14 protein-coding genes are annotated in these 18,160 nt (G+C 64.2%); 6 read left to right on the top strand and 8 right to left on the bottom strand.

Features of this window, described 5'->3' with window-relative positions; all coding sequences use genetic code 11:
- Positions 1-74 precede the first annotated feature (74 nt).
- The 3 genes from lon to ACYCAX_RS20985 all read left to right on the top strand — a co-directional run bounded on the left by lon (position 75) and on the right by ACYCAX_RS20985 (position 4,994).
- The gene (gene lon / locus ACYCAX_RS20995; protein WP_015476889.1) at positions 75-2,471 is read left to right on the top strand and encodes an endopeptidase La; all 2,397 of its coding nucleotides are present in this window, start codon (positions 75-77) and stop codon (positions 2,469-2,471) included.
- A 136-nt stretch (positions 2,472-2,607) separates the two neighbouring features.
- A complete protein-coding gene (gene hupB / locus ACYCAX_RS20990; RefSeq protein WP_003087931.1) occupies positions 2,608-2,880 on the top strand; it encodes a nucleoid-associated protein HU-beta in 273 nt (90 codons plus the stop codon).
- Positions 2,881-3,107: 227 nt separating this feature from the next.
- On the top strand, positions 3,108-4,994 hold the full coding sequence (locus ACYCAX_RS20985; protein ID WP_015476890.1) for a SurA N-terminal domain-containing protein: 1,887 nt from the start codon (positions 3,108-3,110) through the stop codon (positions 4,992-4,994).
- A 141-nt stretch (positions 4,995-5,135) separates the two neighbouring features.
- Here ACYCAX_RS20985 and fabI read toward each other — a convergent pair whose 3' ends face one another.
- From fabI to gloB, 8 genes are all read right to left on the bottom strand, one after another.
- Positions 5,136-5,954 carry an enoyl-ACP reductase FabI gene (gene fabI, locus ACYCAX_RS20980; RefSeq protein ID WP_294977373.1) on the bottom strand — a complete coding sequence of 273 codons (819 nt, stop codon included), beginning with the start codon at positions 5,952-5,954 and terminating at the stop codon, positions 5,136-5,138.
- A gap of 20 nt (positions 5,955-5,974) precedes the next feature.
- The gene (locus tag ACYCAX_RS20975) at positions 5,975-7,588 is read right to left on the bottom strand and encodes an ABC transporter ATP-binding protein (RefSeq protein ID WP_294977374.1); all 1,614 of its coding nucleotides are present in this window, start codon (positions 7,586-7,588) and stop codon (positions 5,975-5,977) included.
- 1 nt (position 7,589) lies between these two features.
- Positions 7,590-8,609: an ABC transporter permease gene (locus tag ACYCAX_RS20970; protein ID WP_460248763.1), complete on the bottom strand. Its 1,020-nt coding sequence runs from the start codon at positions 8,607-8,609 to the stop codon at positions 7,590-7,592.
- A 4-nt stretch (positions 8,610-8,613) separates the two neighbouring features.
- Positions 8,614-9,696: a microcin C ABC transporter permease YejB gene (locus ACYCAX_RS20965; RefSeq protein ID WP_294977375.1), complete on the bottom strand. Its 1,083-nt coding sequence runs from the start codon at positions 9,694-9,696 to the stop codon at positions 8,614-8,616.
- Complete coding sequence (locus ACYCAX_RS20960; RefSeq protein ID WP_015476895.1) at positions 9,696-11,561, bottom strand: extracellular solute-binding protein; 1,866 nt, start codon at positions 11,559-11,561, stop codon at positions 9,696-9,698. Before ACYCAX_RS20960 ends, ACYCAX_RS20965 begins: the two co-directional genes overlap by 1 nt.
- Entirely contained in the window at positions 11,558-13,387 is a 1,830-nt protein-coding gene (locus tag ACYCAX_RS20955) for an extracellular solute-binding protein (RefSeq protein WP_015476896.1), read from the bottom strand. The genes ACYCAX_RS20960 and ACYCAX_RS20955 overlap by 4 nt, the downstream gene beginning before the upstream one ends.
- Positions 13,388-13,494: 107 nt before the next feature.
- Positions 13,495-15,090 carry a LysM peptidoglycan-binding domain-containing protein gene (locus tag ACYCAX_RS20950; RefSeq protein WP_460248762.1) on the bottom strand — a complete coding sequence of 532 codons (1,596 nt, stop codon included), beginning with the start codon at positions 15,088-15,090 and terminating at the stop codon, positions 13,495-13,497.
- 79 nt (positions 15,091-15,169) lie between these two features.
- Positions 15,170-15,949 (bottom strand): hydroxyacylglutathione hydrolase, encoded by a 780-nt coding sequence (gloB, locus tag ACYCAX_RS20945; protein WP_015476898.1) that lies wholly within the window; start codon positions 15,947-15,949, stop codon positions 15,170-15,172.
- A gap of 86 nt (positions 15,950-16,035) precedes the next feature.
- Between gloB and ACYCAX_RS20940 the strand changes: the two genes are divergently transcribed.
- The 3 genes from ACYCAX_RS20940 to dnaQ all read left to right on the top strand — a co-directional run bounded on the left by ACYCAX_RS20940 (position 16,036) and on the right by dnaQ (position 18,062).
- Entirely contained in the window at positions 16,036-16,797 is a 762-nt protein-coding gene (locus ACYCAX_RS20940) for a class I SAM-dependent methyltransferase (protein WP_015476899.1), read from the top strand.
- 11 nt (positions 16,798-16,808) lie between these two features.
- Positions 16,809-17,252, top strand: coding sequence for a ribonuclease HI (rnhA, locus tag ACYCAX_RS20935; RefSeq protein WP_015476900.1), 444 nt, complete (start codon positions 16,809-16,811; stop codon positions 17,250-17,252).
- A 72-nt stretch (positions 17,253-17,324) separates the two neighbouring features.
- Positions 17,325-18,062 (top strand): DNA polymerase III subunit epsilon, encoded by a 738-nt coding sequence (gene dnaQ / locus ACYCAX_RS20930; RefSeq protein WP_015476901.1) that lies wholly within the window; start codon positions 17,325-17,327, stop codon positions 18,060-18,062.
- Positions 18,063-18,160: the final 98 nt, after the last annotated feature.

Raw genomic sequence — 18,160 nt, 5'->3', positions numbered from 1 at the left:
AGCCCTAACCCCATCTTAGGCCGAAGGGTCCAATCCCATCGTTTTGGCCAAGTGCCGCTGTAGAGCCGAATATCATGAAAACACTCGTCGAGTTGCCCCTGCTGCCCCTGCGTGACGTAGTGGTGTATCCGCACATGGTCATCCCGCTGTTCGTCGGGCGTGAGAAATCCATCGAGGCCCTCGAGGCCGCCATGACCAGTGACAAGCAGATCCTGTTGCTGGCGCAGAAGAACCCGGCCGACGATGATCCGGGTGCGGACGGTCTGTACCGCATGGGTACCGTGGCCACTGTCCTGCAGTTGCTGAAGCTGCCCGACGGCACCGTCAAGGTGCTGGTCGAAGGCGAGCAGCGCGGCCAGGTAGAGCGCTTCATCGACGAGGAAGCCTACTGCCGCGCCGAAGTTTCGATCATTGACGAGGCCTCTGTCGGCGAGCGCGAATCCGAAGTCTTCACGCGTAGCCTGCTTAGCCAGTTCGAGCAGTATGTGCAACTGGGCAAGAAGGTTCCGGCGGAAGTCCTGTCCTCGCTCAACAGCATCGACGAGCCCGGTCGCCTGGTGGACACCATGGCTGCGCACATGGCGCTGAAGATCGAGCAGAAGCAGGAAATCCTCGAGATCACCGAGCTGTCCGCCCGCGTCGAGCACGTACTCGCCATGCTGGATGCCGAGATCGACCTGCTGCAGGTCGAGAAGCGCATCCGTGGCCGCGTGAAGAAGCAGATGGAGCGCAGCCAGCGCGAGTACTACCTGAACGAGCAGATGAAGGCCATCCAGAAAGAGCTGGGTGACATCGACGAAGGCCACAACGAAGTCGAGGAACTGAAGAAGCGTATCGATGCCGCCGGCCTGACCAAGGAAGCGCTGGCCAAGGCCAATGCCGAACTGAACAAGCTCAAGCAGATGTCGCCGATGTCTGCCGAAGCCACTGTCGTGCGTTCCTACATCGACTGGCTGGTGAATGTGCCGTGGAAGGCCGAGAGCAAGGTGCGCCACGACCTGGACAAGGCCGAGGATATCCTCGATGCGGACCACTATGGCCTGGAAGAGGTCAAGGAGCGCATCCTCGAGTACCTCGCCGTGCAGAAGCGCGTGAAGAAGCTCAAGGGCCCGGTACTCTGCCTGGTTGGCCCGCCCGGCGTGGGCAAGACCTCGCTGGCGGAGTCCATCGCCCGTGCCACCAACCGCAAATTCGTGCGGATGGCCCTGGGTGGCGTGCGTGACGAGGCCGAGATTCGTGGTCACCGCCGCACCTATATCGGCTCCATGCCGGGTCGCCTGATCCAGAAAATGACCAAGGTCGGTGTGCGCAACCCGCTGTTCCTGCTGGACGAGATCGACAAGATGGGCAGCGATATGCGTGGCGATCCGGCCTCGGCGCTGCTGGAAGTGCTGGATCCGGAACAGAATCACAACTTCAACGATCACTATCTTGAAGTCGACTACGACCTGTCCGACGTGATGTTCCTCTGCACCGCGAACTCCATGAATATTCCGGCGCCGCTGCTGGACCGCATGGAAGTGATCCGCCTGCCGGGATACACCGAAGACGAGAAGGTCAACATCGCGTCGAAATATCTTGTACCGAAACAGACTGCGGCCAATGGTCTCAAGAAGGGTGAGTTGACCTTCGAGGAAGCCGCGACCCGTGACATCATTCGTTACTACACCCGCGAAGCCGGCGTGCGCAGCCTTGAGCGCCAGATCGCCAAGGTCTGCCGCAAGGCGGTGAAGGAGGGCACCAAGGCCAAGCGCATCGATGCCAAGGTGACCCCGGAAACACTGGAAAACTACCTGGGCGTGCGTAAGTTCCGTTACGGCTTGGCTGAGCAGCAGGACCAGATCGGCCAGGTGACTGGACTGGCCTGGACCCAGGTGGGTGGCGAGTTGCTGACCATCGAATCGGCCATCGTTCCCGGCAAGGGCGCGCTGACCAAGACCGGTTCGCTGGGCGACGTCATGGCCGAATCCATCACCGCCGCGCTGACCGTGGTGCGCAGCCGGGCGAAGAGTCTGGGGATTCCGGCGGACTTCCACGAGAAGCACGACATCCATATCCACGTGCCGGAAGGCGCCACGCCCAAGGACGGTCCGAGTGCCGGTATCGGCATGTGTACCGCGCTGGTTTCCGCCATCACGCAGATCCCGGTGCGCGCCGATGTTGCCATGACGGGTGAAATCACCCTGCGGGGTCAGGTACTGGCCATTGGTGGTCTGAAGGAAAAACTTCTGGCCGCGCATCGAGGCGGAATCAAGACCGTGATCATCCCTGAGGAAAATGCACGAGATCTTAGGGAAATTCCGGATAATATTAAGGCCGATCTCGTTATTAAACCGGTTAAATGGATTGACGAGGTCCTGCAAATTGCGCTGCAATACGCGCCGGAGCCCTTGCCCGATGCGGCTCCCGAGATGGTTGCAAAGGATGAGAAGCGCGAGTCTGATTCCAAGGAGCGAATCAGCACGCATTAGTTGGGGGGCTTTCTTGACACTGTTTTTGAGCCCTTGTTATAAAGCGGCACTTGCTTTGTCAGTTGGCAAACCAGCACCTGCTTTTGCTTACACCTAACACATAGAAACATACTCAACAGAAATAAGGGGACTTAGAGTGAACAAGTCGGAACTGATCGATGCTATCGCCGCATCTGCTGATATCCCGAAAGCTGTTGCCGGTCGCGCTCTGGACGCGGTAATCGAGTCTGTAACTGGCGCCCTGAAGGCTGGTGACTCCGTCGTACTGGTAGGCTTTGGCACCTTCGCCGTGAAAGAGCGTGCTGCTCGCACCGGTCGTAACCCGCAAACCGGCAAGCCGATCAAGATCGCTGCCGCTAAGATCCCGGGCTTCAAGGCCGGTAAAGCCCTCAAGGATGCTGTAAACTAAGCGTCTTTTTGGACTAGACCTGGATCGGCTCGGCTTCGGCTGGGCCGATCACGGAGCGGCGATCCTGCAGACCCAAGGCCGGCAGGAATCGTCAGGGGTCACGGGCAGATGCCCGCACGCTCCAACAGTTACGAGAAGGCGCATCCTCGGATGCGCCTTTCTTATATCCGCCTTTTTCCACGCCGCGCCGCCATTGACGGCAGGCCGTGGCCGCGCTCGGGGGCCGCATGCTGCAAAACATCAGGGACAATTCTCAAGGCTGGATCAGTAAGGCCATCCTGGGGGTCATCGTTGTCCTCATGGCTTTGACCGGGTTCGATCAGATCATTCGCGCAACCCAACACGAGAACGTCGCCGCACAGGTCAATGGTGACGACATCGGACTGCCTGAAGTACAGCAGGCCGTGGACATGCAGCGTCGCCAACTGATGCAGCGTCTGGGCAAGGACTTCGATGCCTCCATGCTCGACGACAAGCTGCTCAAGGATTCCGCGCTGAAGTCGCTCATCGAGCGCAAGCTGGTTCTGCAGGCCGCCCAGAACGACAAGTTCGCCTTCTCCCAGCAGGCGCTGGACCAACTGATCGTGCAGACCCCCGAGTTCCAGGTGGACGGCAAGTTCAACGCCGACCGCTTCGACCAGGTCATCCGCCAGATGGGCTACGATCGCATGCAGTTCCGTCGCATGTTCGGCGAGGAAATGCTGATCGGTCAGCTGCGCGCCGGCATCGCCGGTACCGGCTTCGTCACCGACGACGAGCTGAAGGCCTTTGCCCGCCTGGAAAAGCAGACCCGCGACTTCGCCACCCTGACCCTCAAGGCCGACCCGTCCAAGAGCAAGGTCGAGGACAGCGAGATCAAGGCGTACTACGACGCCCACAGTACCGAGTTCATGACCCCCGAGCAGGTCACCCTCGACTATATCGAGCTGAAGAAATCCGGCTTCTTCGATCAGGTCGAGGTGAAGAAGGAAGACCTCGATGCCCTGTACCAGAAGGAAATTGCCGGTCTCGCCGAGCAGCGCGACGCCGCGCACATCCTGATCGAGGTGAATGACAAGCAGAACGACCAGCAGGCCAAGGCCAAGATCGACGAGATCAAGGCGCGTCTGGACAAGGGCGAAGACTTCGCCACGCTGGCCAAGGAGCTGTCCAACGACGTGGGTTCGGCCGCCAATGGCGGCGACCTGGGCTATGCCGGTCGTGGCGTGTATGACCCGGCCTTCGAAGACGCCCTGTATGCGCTGAAGAAGGACGAGGTTTCCGCTCCGGTGAAAACCCCCTATGGCTGGCACCTGATCAAGCTGCTGGGCGTCGAGGCGCCGGAGGTTCCGACCTTCGACAGCCTGAAGCCGAAGCTGGAGCAGGAAGTGAAGACCCAACTGGTCGAGCAGCGCTTCGTCGATGCCACCAAGCAGCTGGAAAGCGCCGCTTACGAGGCGTCCGACCTGTCCCAGCCGGCCCAGGACATGGGGCTGAAGGTGCAGACCAGCAAGCCGTTCGGCCGTGAAGGCGGCGAGGGCGTGACCGCGAACCGTCAGGTCATCCAGGCGGCGTTCAGCCCCGAGGTGCTCGAAGACGGTGCCAACAGCGGCGCCATCGAGCTGGACCCGGACACCGTGGTCGTACTGCGGGTCAAGGAACACCTCAAGCCTGAGCAGGAAACCCTGGAGCAGGTGAGCGCGACCATTCGCACCCGTCTGCAGCAGGAGCATGCGGCCGCCGATGCCAAGTCTCGCGGCGAAGCGCTGCTTGCCAGTCTGCGCGATGGTAAGACTCCGCTGAACCAGGATCAGGAAGGCCAGAGCTGGAAGGTAGTGGAAGCCGCTTCCCGCAGCCAGGAAGGCGTCGAGCCGGTCGTGCTGCAGGGCGTGTTCCGCATGGCGCACCCGGTCTCGGCCGACAAGCCGAGCCTGTCTGGCGTGGCGCTGCCCAATGGTGACTTCGTGCTGGTGCGTCTCTCCGGTGTCAGCGAGCCGGAAGCCAAGATGACCGACGAGGAGAAGGCCATGTACCAGCGCTTCCTAGCTTCGCGCAGTGGCCAGGAAGACTTCGCTGCCTTCCGTCGTCAACTGCAGGAGCAGGCGAAGATCGAGAAGTTCGATACCGCCAAGTAAGTGTCGATTCGGGCTGTCTCTGGCAGCCCAGAGTCGGAAAAGAAAAAAAGGCCGCCTATGCGGCCTTTTTTTTATGGACTGCAGGAGCGAGCCTGCTCGCAAACCGGGCTGCATCGGAGTGCCCGAGAAGGATTCTCGCTCCTACAGCAGGCCGTTTTGCGTGTTGTCGTCGTCCAGCGGCCCCATGATGGTGGTGTTGAGCCCGCCGTCGACGTAGAGAATCTCGCCGCTGATGCCGCTGGCCAGGTCGGAGCAAAGGAAGGCGCCGGCGTTGCCGACTTCCTCGATGGTCACGTTGCGGCGCAGGGGCGTCTGCCGTTCGTTGGCGGCGAGCATCTTGCGGAAGCTCTTGACGCCCGATGCCGCCAAGGTGCGGATCGGACCTGCGGAAACGGCGTTGACCCGGATGCCCTCCGGGCCGAGGCTGCCAGCCAGGTAGCGGACGCCGGCTTCCAGGCTGGCCTTGGCCATGCCCATCACGTTGTAGTTGGGCAGGGTGCGTTCGGCACCGAGATAGGAGAGGGTGAGCAGGCTGCCGTTGCGGCCTTTCATCATTTTGCGGCCGGCCTTGGCCAGGGCGATGAAGCTGTAGGCGCTGATGTCGTGGGCGATCCTGAAGCCGTCGCGGGTGGTGACTTCCGTGAAGTCGCCATCGAGCTGGTCGCTGGGTGCGAAGCCCACGGAATGGACGATGATGTCCAGGCTGCCCCAGTGTTTGCCCAGCTCGCTGAACACCGCCGCGATATCGGCGTCGCTGGCGACATCGCAGGGGAAGCACAGCTCGGCACGAGAGCCCCAGCCGGCGGCGAACGCCTCGACGCGTTCCTTGAGCTTGGCGTTCTGGTAGGTGAAGGCCAGTTCCGCGCCTTCGCGGTGCATCGCGGCGGCGATACCGGAGGCGATGGAGAGTTTGCTGGCGACGCCGACGATCAGCGCGCGCTTGCCGCTCAGAAATCCCACGGGTGTTTCTTCTCCCTGCTTCAGTGCGTGTGCGCCGGAACCATGAAGGCGGCTTCCAGCAGTTGTTGCGTATAGGCGTGCTGCGGCGCGGAGAACACCTGCTCCGCCGAGCCCTGTTCGACTACCTTGCCGTGGCGGATCACCATCAGTTGGTGGCTCAGCGCCTTGACCACCGCCAGGTCATGGCTGATGAACAGGTAGGTCAGGTTGTACTTGGCCTGCAGGCGGCGCAGCAGTTCCACGACCTGGCGCTGCACGGTGCGGTCGAGCGCCGAGGTCGGTTCGTCGAGCAGGATCAGCGCCGGCTTGAGCACCAGGGCCCTGGCAATGGCGATGCGCTGCCGCTGCCCGCCGGAGAATTCGTGGGGATAGCGGTGGCGGGTGTCCGGGTCGAGGCCGACTTCCTTCAGCGCATCGATGATGGCCTGCTCGCGTTCCTCGGGAGTGCCGATTCCGTGGATCTCCAGGCCTTCACCGACGATCTGCCCCACCGACATGCGCGGACTCAGGCTGCCGAAGGGATCCTGGAAGACCACCTGCATTTCGCGCCGCAAGGGGCGCACTTCGCTCTGGTTCATGCCTTCCAGGTTGTTGCCTTCGAAGCGGATACCGCCCTGGCTGTTGATCAGGCGCAGGATGGCCAGGCCGAGGGTGGACTTGCCCGAGCCGCTTTCGCCGACGATGCCCAGGGTCTGCCCGCGGGGCAGGCTGAAGTCGATGCCGTCCACCGCCTTGACGTGATCCACTGTGCGGCGGAACACGCCTTTCTTGATCGGGAACCAGACCCGCAGGTCGTTCACGTCCAGCAGCGCCGGGCCGGGCGGGTTGTCGGCCGGATTGCCGCTGGGCTCCGCGCCCAGCAGTTCACGGGTGTAGGGATGCTGGGGCGACTCGAACAGACTCTCGCACGGTGCCTGTTCGACGATGCAGCCATGCTGCATGACGCACACGCGGTGGGCGATACGTCGCACCAGGTTGAGATCGTGGGTGATCAGCAGCATGGCCATGCCCAGGCGCTGCTGCAGGTCGCGCAGCAGGTCGAGGATCTTCAGCTGCACGGTGACGTCCAGCGCGGTGGTCGGCTCGTCGGCGATCAATAGTTCCGGCTCGCAGGCCAGCGCCATTGCGATCATCACCCGTTGCCGCTGGCCGCCGGAGAGTTCGTGGGGATAGGCCTTCAGGCGACTGGCCGGGTTGGGAATGCCGACCAGGTCCAGCAGCTCCAGGGTGCGCGCCCGCGCCTGGGCGGAGTTCATGCCCTTGTGCAGGGCCAGGACTTCGCCGATCTGCTTCTCGATGGTGTGCAGCGGGTTCAGCGAGGTCATCGGCTCCTGGAACACCATCGCGATGCGGTTGCCGCGAATGCCGCGCAGCTTCCTTTCGGGCAGCTTCAGCAGATCCTTGCCGGCGTAGTGGATGCTGCCGGAAGGGTGGCTGGCCGTGGGGTAGGGCAGCAGGCGCAGGATGGAGTGGGCGCTCACCGACTTGCCGGAGCCGCTTTCGCCCACCAGTGCCAGGGTCTCGCCTTTGCGGATGTCGAAGCTGATCTTCTCCACCGCATGGACCGTCTCGTTGCCGCAGAGGAAGTCCACCGAGAGGTCGCGGACTTCGATGAGGTTTTCGCTGTGGGTCATCTCACTTCCTCGGGTCGAAGGCATCACGGGCGGCTTCGCCGATGAACACCAGCAGGCTGAGCATCACCGCCAGCACCACGAAGGCGCTGATGCCGAGCCAGGGCGCCTGCAGGTTGGATTTGCCCTGGGCCACCAGCTCGCCCAGCGACGGTGCGCCGGCGGGCAGGCCGAAGCCGAGGAAGTCCAGGGAGGTCAGGGTGCCGATGGCGCCGGTGAGAATGAACGGCATGAAGGTCAGGGTGGAGATCATCGCGTTGGGCAGGATGTGGCGGAACATGATCGCTCCGTTGCGCATGCCCAGCGCTCGCGCCGCGCGCACGTATTCCAGGTTGCGGCCACGGAGGAATTCGGCGCGCACCACATCCACCAGGCTCATCCAGGAGAACAGCAGCATGGTCCCCAGCAGCCACCAGAAGCCCGGCTGCACGAAGCTGGCGAGGATGATCAGCAGGTAGAGCACCGGCAGGCCCGACCAGATTTCCAGGAAGCGCTGGCCGAGCAGGTCGGTCCAGCCGCCGTAGAAGCCCTGCAAGGCGCCCACGGTGACGCCGATGATGGAGCTGAGCACGGTGAGAGTGAGGGCGAAGAGTACCGAGATGCGGAAGCCGTAGATCACCCGCGCGAGCACGTCGCGCGCCTGGTCGTCGGTGCCCAGCCAGTTCTCGCCGGTGGGCGGGGAGGGAGCCGGGACGCGCAGGTCGTAGTTGATGGTGTCGTAGCTGTAGGCGATCGGCGGCCAGAGAATCCAGCCGTCCTTCTGCGCGATCTGCTCGCGCATGTAGGGGCTCTTGTAGTTCGCCTCCATAGGGAATTCGCCGCCGAAGGTGGTTTCCGGGTAGCGCTTGACCACCGGGAAGTACCAACTGCCGTCATAGCGGATGGCCAGTGGCTTGTCGTTGGCGATCAGTTCGGCGCCCAGGCTTGCGATGAACAGCACGAGGAACAGCCAGAGCGACCACCAGCCGCGTTTGTTGGCCTTGAAGCGCGCCCAGCGGCGCTGATTGATGGGAGACAGGCGCATCGGTTTACTCCCGGTTCTCGAAGTCGATGCGCGGATCGACCAGCGTGTAGAGGACGTCGCTGATCAGCTTCATGATCAGGCCGAACAGGGTGAAAATGAACAGCGTGCCGAACACCACCGGGTAGTCGCGGTTCAGCGCCGCCTCGAAGCTGAGCAGGCCGAGGCCGTCGAGGGAGAAGATCACTTCGATCAGCAGCGCACCGGTGAAGAAGATGCCCAGCAGCGCCGAGGGCAGGCCGGCGATGACCAGCAGCATGGCGTTGCGGAACACGTGACCGTAGAGCACGCGGCGCTCGGTGAGGCCCTTGGCGCGGGCGGTGACCACGTACTGCTTGCCGATCTCGTCGAGGAAGCTGTTCTTGGTCAGCAGGGTGATGGTGGCGAAGTTGCCGATCACCAGCGCGGTGATGGGTAAGGCCAGGTGCCAGAAGTAGTCGCGGATCTTGCCGCCCCAGGTCAGCTCGTCGAAGTTGTTGGAGGTCAGCCCGCGCAAGGGGAACCAGTCCCAGTAGCTGCCGCCGGCGAACAGCATCACCAGCAGGATGGCGAAGAGGAAGGCCGGGATGGCGTAGCCGATGATGATCGCCGAGCTGGTCCAGACGTCGAAGTGGCTGCCGTGGCGCACGGCCTTGGCGATGCCCAGCGGGATCGACACCAGGTACATGATCAGCGTGCTCCACAGCCCCAGGGAGATGGAGACGGGCAGCTTCTCGACGATCAGGTCGGTGACCTTGGCGTCGCGGAAGAAGCTCTGGCCGAAGTCCAGGTGCACGTAGTTCTTGAGCATGATCCAGAAGCGCTCGGGCGCCGGCTTGTCGAAGCCGTACATGCGCTCGATTTCCTTCACCAGTTCAGGGTCCAGGCCCTGGGCGCCGCGGTAGTGCGTGCCGGCCGCGGCCACTTCACCGCCACCGCCGGAGATGCGCCCGGTGGCGCCGCCGCTGGCGGCGTCGAAGCCCTCCAGCTTGGCGATCATCTGCTCCACCGGGCCGCCGGGGGCGGCCTGGATGATGATGAAGTTGATCAGCAGGATGCCGAACAGGGTCGGGATGATCAGCAGCAGGCGCCGCAGGATGTAGGCCAGCATCAGTTGGCCCCTTGGGCGAGGGCACCGTCAACCGGCGTTTCGCTCGCGGTCCTGGCGTCCGTCTTGGTTGGCACCGCCTGGTCGCGTGCCTGCCACCAGGTCATCAGGGCATAGCTGTAGGGCGGCAGTTTTTTCGGGTGGGCGATACGGTTCCAGTAGGCGATGCGCCAGGTGCCCAGGTACCAGTTGGGCACCACGTAGTGTCCCCACAGTAGCGCGCGGTCGAGGGCGCGGGCGTGGCGCACCAGGCTCTCGCGGGAGCCGGCGTTGATCAGGCCCTCCACCAGGGCGTCGATGCCCGGATCGCGCAGGCCGATGAAGTTGCGGCTGCCGGGCTTGTCGGCGCTGCTGGAGTGCCAGAACTCGCGCTGCTCGTTGCCCGGTGAGTTGGACTGCGGCCAACTGCTGACGATCATGTCGTAGTCCCGCGAGCGCAGGCGGTTGACGTACTGCGAGACGTCGACCCGGCGCAGCTGCATGTCGATGCCCAGTTCGGCGAGGTTACGCTTGAAGGGCAGCAGCACGCGCTCGAAGTCGGCCTGGGCGAGCATGAACTCGAAACTGAGCTGCTTGCCGTCGGGGCCGACCATCTTGTCGTTCTCGATCTTGTAGCCGGCGTCCAGCAGCAACTGGTAGGCCTTGCGCTTCTGCTCGCGGATGATGCCGCTGCCGTCGCTGGTGGGCGGTACGTAGACCTGGGTGAAGACTTGCGGCGGCAGCTTGTCGCGCAGCGGTTCGAGAATCTTCAGCTCCTCGGCGTCGGGCAGTTGGTGCGCGGCCATCTCGGAGTTCTCGAAGTAGCTGCCGTCGCGCAGATAGGAACCGAAGAACAGTTGCTTGTTGGTCCACTCGAAGTCGAACAGCTGGGTGATCGCTTCGCGCACGCGGGCGTCCTGGAACACCGGGCGGCGCAGGTTGAAGGCGTAGCCCTGCATGCCCCAGGGGTTGCCGTTGACCGGCTCCTCGCGAACGATGCGGCCGTCGCGCACCGCAGGGGAATCGTAGGCGGTGGCCCAGTTCTTGGCGATGCGCTCGTCGTTGAAGTCGAACTGCCCGGCCTTGAACGCCTCCAGGGCGACGGTGAGGTCGCGGTAGGAGTCCACCACCACGGCGTCGAAATTGTTGAAGCCGCGGTTCACCGCCAGCTTCTCACCCCACCAGTCCTTCACCCGCTCGTAGCGGATCGAGCGGCCGGCGTCGACCTTGGCGATGCGGTACGGGCCGCTGCCCAGCGGCGGCTCCATGCCGGTCTTGTTGAAGTCGCGGCTGGCCCACCAGTGCTTGGGCAGGATCGACAGCTGACCGAGAATCAGCGGCAGTTCGCGGTTGTTGCCGTGCTTGAAGTCGAAGCGCACGCGCAGCTTGTCCTCGGCCACCACCTTGTCGACGTCCGCGTAGTAGTTGCGGTACATCGGGTCGCCATCCTTCATCAGGGTCTCGAAGGTGAACACCACATCCTCGGCGGTGACCGGCGTGCCATCCTGGAATCTCGCCTCGGGGCGCAGGTAGAAACGCACGAAGCGATGCTCCGGGTCCTTCTCGATCTTCTCGGCGAGCAGGCCGTATTCGGTGAAGGGCTCGTCGAGGGAGTGGAAGGTCAGGGTGTCGTAGATCAGGTTGATCTGCGGCGCGGAGTTGCCCTTGGCGATGAAGGGGTTGAGGCTGTCGAAGCCGCCGAAGTCGGAGAGGCGCAGGGTGCCGCCCTTGGGCGCGTCGGCATTGACGAAGTCGAAGTGCTTGAAGTCGGCCGGGTACTTCGGCGCTTCGTCATAGAGAGTGATGGCGTGCTGCGGCGCGGCCTGCGCACTGCCCAGCAGTCCCAGCAACAGGCCGGCGAACAGCGCGGCGCGGCGGGGGCTCTTCATAGGGTGTTCTCCTGATTTTTCTGCCACCAGGCGCGCAGGCCCAGGGTGTAGGGCGGCGTGGTGACGAAAGCGAAGCGGTTGCGGTACGCCAGTCGATGCTTGTTCAGGTACCAGTTGGGAATGCTGTAGTGCTGCCACAGCAGCACCCGGTCCAGGGCGCGGGCCGCGGCTTGCTGCTGGTCGCGGTCGGTGGCGCCGAGGAGTTTCTCGAGCATCGCGTCCGCCACGGGGTTGGCGATGCCCGCATAGTTCTTGCTGCCCTTCACCGATACCTGGCTGGAGTGAAAGTACTGCCATTGTTCGAGGCCGGGGCTCAGGGTCTGGGGCAGGGTCATCAGAATCATGTCGTAGTCGAACTGGTCCAGACGCTGTTTGTACTGGGCGCGGTCCACGGTGCGCAAGCTCGCATCGATACCAATGCTGGCGAGATTCTCGCGATACGGCTGGAGGATGCGTTCCAGGCTGGGGTTGACCAGCAGGATTTCGAAGCGCAGCGGCTTGCCGCCGGCGTCCAGCAGACGGTCGCCGGAGAGTTTCCAGCCGGCGTCGGCCAATAGACCCAATGCGTGGCGCAGGGTTTCCCGCGGAATGCCGTGGCCTTTGGTGACCGGCACCGTGAAGGGGCGGCTGAACAGCTCGTCCGGCAGTTGCTTGCGGTAGGGGGAGAGCAGCAGCCATTCCTTGCCCTGGGGCACGCCGGTGGCGGTGAAGCTGCTGTTGGGGTAGTAGCTGCTGGCGCGCGCGTAGGCATCGTTGAACAGTGCGCGGTTGGTCCATTCGAAGTCGAACATCATCCCCAGCGCTTCGCGCAGGCGGCGGTCGGCGAAGGTCGAGCGGCGGGTGTTCATGAACAGCGCCTGGGTCTGGGTCGGGATCTGGTGTGGAATCTCCGCCCGGATCACGTCGCCCCGGCGTAGCGCCGGGAAGTGGTAGCCGCTGCGCCAGTTCTTCGCCTGGTGCTCGATGTAGAAATCGAACTCGCCGGCCTTGAAGGCTTCGAAGGCGATGCCGGCGTCGCGGTAGAACTCCACTTCGACCCGGTCGAAGTTGTACTTGCCGCGATTCACCGGCAGGTTCGCGCCCCACCAGTCTTTCACCCGCTCGAATACCAGGCGCCGGCCGGGCGTCACTTCGGTGATCCGGTAGGGGCCGCTGCCCAGCGGCGGCTCGAGGGTGGTGGCCTGGAAGTTACGGCCTTTCCAGTAGTGTTGCGGCAGCACCGGCATCTCGCCCAGGCGCAGGATCAGCAGCGGGTTGTCGTGGCGCTTGAAGACGAAACGGATGCGCTGGGCCGAGAGGATGTCGACTCGCTGCACTTCCTGCAGTGCGGTGCGGTACATCGGGTGCCCGTGCGTGAGCAGGGTGCGGTAGGAGAACGCCACGTCGTAGGCGGTGATCGGTTTGCCGTCGTGGAAGCGTGCCTGCGGCCGCAGGTTGAACACCACCCAACTGCGGTCTTCGGCGTATTCGACGCTGCCGGCGATCAGGCCGTAGCTGGAGGCGGGCTCGTCCCCCGACGGGTCATAGAGGCCGGTGCCGACCATCAGCGGCTCGTTCAGCTCGCTGACGCCGTACTGCAGGAAGTCGGCGGTGCTGATCGGCGGGCTGCCCTTGAGGGTGTAGGGGTTGAGGGTGTCGAAGCTGCCCAGGCCCATCAGGCGCAGAGTGCCGCCTTTGGGCGCCCTGGGGTTGACCCAGTCGAAATGGTCGAAGCTGGCGGGGTATTTCAGGTCGCCGAACTGTGCGTAGCCGTGGCGTTCAGTGATCTGGGCCGAGGCGGGCAGGCCGAGCAGGAGGCCGAGGAGCAGGAGAGGCAGGTGACGCATCGGGCGTAGGGTCCGATCCTTGGCAGGCGAGCTCCGTACAGTAGCAGCTTGTCCGTGCCGCCAGAAGCCGCGCGCCGGGACATTTACGGCGCGGCACGCGGCGAGGATCAGCGGCTGGCGGTGTCGAGGTAGAGCGTGAGGGTCTGGCCGGGCTTCAGGGCCTTGCCGCTGCGCGGGTTCCAGCGCTTGATGTGCTGCATTTCGACGTTGAAGCGCTTGGCGATCAGGTACATCGAGTCGCCCCGCTTGACCTTGTAGTAGGTCGCGCTGTCCTGCTTGCCCTTGCCACGCGCGGCCACTTGCTGGGCCGAGCCGCCCTGCAGCTTGAGCACCTGGCCCGGCTTGACGCCGTGGCTGTCCAGGCCGTTCCAGCGCTTGATGTCGGCGACGTCGACGTCGTTCTTCTTGGCGATCTGCCAGAGGGTGTCGCCGCTCTTCACGGTGTAGCTGCGGGCCGTGGCGCGAGTGCTCGCGCGCTCGACCTGCGCCAGTTGCCGTGGGCTCTCCGGCTCGACGACCGGGCGCCCCGGCTGGCCGGGAATGACCAGGACCTGGCCGCTGCGCAGGCGGTTGGCGCTCAGGCGGTTGGCGGACTTCAGCTCGGCGACGCTCAGGCGATAGCGCTGGGCGATGCTGTGCAGGCTGTCGCCCTTGCGCACGCGGTACTGCTGCAGGCTCTTGCTCGTTGCGGAGGCCACGAGTGGCTGCGGCTTGAGCGTGTCGATGCCGGCCTTCAGGGTGTCGGCCTTGTCCAGCGGTACCAGCAGGTGCTGCGGGCCGTCCCGGGTGATGCGGCGCTTGAAGGCGGGGTTCAACTGATACAGCTCGTCCTCGTCGAGATCGGCGAGGGCGGCGACGCGCGACAGGTCGAGGCCCGGCTTGACGCGAATCGAGGTGAAGTAGGGCTCGTTGGCGATCGGGTTGAGGCTGATGCCGTAAATGTTCGGGGCCATCACCAACTGCGACAGGGCCAGCAGCTTGGGAACGTAGTCCTGGGTTTCCTTCGGCAGCGGCAGGTTCCAGTAGTCCGTCGGCAGGCCGAGCCGCTGGTTGCGCTCGATGGCGCGGCTGACGGTGCCTTCGCCTGCGTTGTAGGCGGCCAGCGCGAGCAGCCAGTCGCCGTTGAACATGTCGTGCAGGCGGGTCAGGTAGGTCAGCGCGGCATTGGTCGACGCGGTGATGTCGCGGCGGCCGTCATAGAAGTTGGTCTGGCGCAGGTTGAAATGGGTGCCGGTGCTGGGAATGAACTGCCACAGGCCCACGGCCTGGGCGCGCGACACCGCCATCGGGTTGTAGGAGCTCTCGATGACCGGCAGCAGGGCCAGTTCCAGCGGCATGTCGCGCTCTTCCAGACGCTCGACGACATAGTGCATGTAGGGGCTGCCGCGCTCGCTGGCGTTTTCCAGGAACGACGGATTGCTCATGAACCACAGGCGCTGGCGTTCGATACGCGGGTTGGTGTCGATCTGGTCCTGCAACTGGAAACCGACGCGCATGCGCTCCCAGATATCGTTCTGGGCGTCCGACCAGGCCGGGTTGAACTTCACGTCGACGGCGCGGGCGGCATTGCGCGCCTGGCTGTCAGTATCGACCTGCTGGGTCGACTGACAGCCGGCCAGACCGGCGGCGAGCAGCAGCACGGAGACTCGGATGGCACGAGCCAATGCGTCTAGATCGAGGGTCTTGCTGGTCTTTGGCGGCATTGGCTGATGACTGTGTCCGGGGCAAAAATTTCGGGGATTCTAGGAATCGCGGTTGCCCTGGTCAAGATTTCGCCACCCCTCAGAACTGATCCTTCCAGCGGCGAATGGTCGCAAAGACCTCTTCCGGTGTGCGGATTTCCTGGCCTTCCCGCTCGTCGGCGATTTTCTTAACGGATGTTTCCGACACGCGAAGGAAAGGATTCGTCGCCCGTTCCAAGGCGATGGAGGAGGGCAGACTGATCTTCCCCAGGTCGCGCCAGCGGCTGACTTCTTCGCAGCGCGCCCGGACCTCGGGATTCTCCGGCTCCACTGCACAGGCAAAGCGCAAATTGCTCAGGGTGTATTCGTGGGTGCAATAGACCAGGGTCTGGTCTGGCAGCGCCGCCAGGCGGCTCAGCGAGGCGTGCATCTGCGCCGGGGTGCCTTCGAACAGGCGGCCGCAGCCGGCGGCGAACAGGGTGTCGCCGCAGAACAGCAGGGGCGGCTCGTGGTCCTGGTTGAAGTAAGCGATGTGCCCGAGGGTGTGGCCGGGTACGTGGATGACGTCGAAGCCGAGGCCGAGCACCTCGACGCGGTCACCGTCCTCCAGCGCCTCGTCGCGCGCCGGGATCCTCTCGCCGGCCGGGCCGAGCACGCGTGCGCCGGTCTGGGCCTTGAGCTGGGCAACGCCGCCGACATGGTCGGCATGATGGTGGGTAACCAGGATGTCGGTGAGCGTCCAGCCGGGGTGGGCGGCCAGCCAGGCCAGCACCGGGCCGGCGTCGCCCGGATCGACCACTGCGCACTGGCGGCGGGTCACATCCTGCAACAGCCAGAGGTAGTTATCGGAAAAGGCGGGCAGGGCATCTATCTGTATCATGGCTGGAAAGTCGCTAAGTAATGGGCATTGGCGCATAGTAGTGCGGATACGCACTTTTGTGTCGCGCGCTCCCACAGGGGGTAGTGATGATCGAACCCGAACCCTTCGCCCAGGCCGACGCCGACTGGCTGGAACTGATGGCCCAGGCGCGCGACTGGCTGGCCGGCCCGATCGGTGGAATGATGCTCGCCGAAGAGCAGCAACTGCTGATCGACGAATTGGAACGCTACTTCGGCGGCTACCTGGTGCATTACGGCCCGCACGCCGAATTGCCGGCCAGCACCGGCAACATCCAGCGCGGGGTGCGCCTGGGGCCGCCGTTGCCGGGCGTGGAGATCGCCTGCGATGAGGCAGCCTGGCCACTGGGCGAGCATGCCGCCGACGTGGTGCTGCTGCAGCACGGCCTGGATTTCTGCCTGTCGCCGCACCGCTTGCTGCGCGAAGCCGCGCGCAGCGTGCGCCCGGGCGGGCACCTGCTGGTGGTCGGGGTCAATCCCTGGAGCGCCTGGGGCATCCGTCATTACTTCGCCCGCGATGCCTTGCGCCGCGCCCGCTGCATCTCGCCGACGCGGGTCTGCGACTGGCTCAACCTGCTGGGATTCGCGCTGGAGAAACGCCGCTTCGGGTGTTATCGTCCGCCGCTTGCATCGGCGAAATGGCAGGGCCGCCTGGCTCGTATGGAGACCTGGGGGCCCGTCCTGCAGGGCTCCGGCGCCGGCTTCTATCTATTGGTGGCGCGCAAGCTGGTGGTCGGCTTGAGACCCCTGCGCCAACCTCGCCGCGAGCCTCGCGGGCAACTGGTGCCGCTACCGGTGGCCAAGGTCAGCCGCCGCGATTCCGAGTCCTGAACACGAGCGATATGAGCGAAGAGAAAGTCGAGATCTACACCGACGGCGCCTGCAAGGGCAATCCGGGTCCGGGTGGCTGGGGGGCCGTGCTGTTCTACAAGGGCGCCGAGCGCGAACTGTGGGGCGGCGAGGCGGAAACCACCAACAACCGCATGGAGCTGATGGCCGCCATCATGGCCCTGGCCGCGCTCAAGCGGCATTGCGACGTGCGCATCGTCACCGACTCGCAGTACGTCATGCAGGGCATCACCGAGTGGATGACCAACTGGAAGAAGCGTGGCTGGAAGACTGCCGCCAAGCAGCCGGTGAAGAACGCCGACCTGTGGCAGGCGCTGGACGAGCAGGTGAACCGGCATAATGTCGAGTGGCGCTGGGTGCGCGGCCACACCGGCCATCCCGGCAACGAGCGCGCCGACATGCTCGCCAACCGTGGCGTGAGCGAACTGCCGCGCTGAGAGCCCGGTTCCAGGAATCACTGCAGCCCGGTATGAACCGGGCCGATCGACCACAAGAAGGTTTCACACAGAATGCGTAGCGTCGTACTCGACACCGAAACGACCGGTATGCCGGTCACCGACGGCCACCGGATCATCGAGATCGGTTGCGTCGAACTCGAAGGCCGCCGCCTCACCGGCCGGCACTTCCATGTCTACCTGCAACCTGATCGCGAGATCGACGAAGGTGCCATCGCGGTCCACGGCATCACCAACGAATACGTCAAGGACATGCCGCGCTTCCGCGAGGTGGCCAACGACTTCTTCGAGTTCATCAACGGCGCACAGCTGATCATCCACAACGCGGCGTTCGATGTTGGCTTCATCAACAACGAATTCGCCCTGATCGGGCAGACCGAGCGCGCCGAAGTCAGCGACTACTGCTCGATCCTCGATACCCTGCTGATGGCCCGCGAACGTCATCCGGGCCAGCGCAACAACCTCGATGCTCTGTGCAAGCGCTACGGCGTCGACAACTCCGGCCGTGACTTGCACGGCGCACTGCTCGACGCCGAGATCCTGGCCGACGTCTACCTGGCGATGACCGGTGGCCAGACCAGCCTGTCGCTGGCTGGCAATGGCGCGGAGGGCGACGGCAGCGGCCGTATCGCCGCCACGGGGATCCGCCGCCTGGCCGCCGAGCGTAACCTGACCCGTGTAATCCGGGCGACCGATGCGGAGATCGAGGCGCATGTCGCGCGTCTGGCGGTGATCGAGAAGTCCGCTGGCGGCCCGTCGCTGTGGGCGCAGATGGAGGCGCCGAAGGAGTGATCCTTCACGTTGCTTGAGAAGAAGGCCCCTGAACCGGGGCCTTTTTTGTTTTTTGTGTCCCGTCCTGAATAAGGTTTACACCTTCGCCCTTATTTTCA

The organism is Pseudomonas sp. MT3, assembly GCF_054720805.1.
The sequence above is the reverse complement of the archived record's forward strand: the minus strand, read 5'-3'. Positions and strand labels throughout refer to the sequence as shown.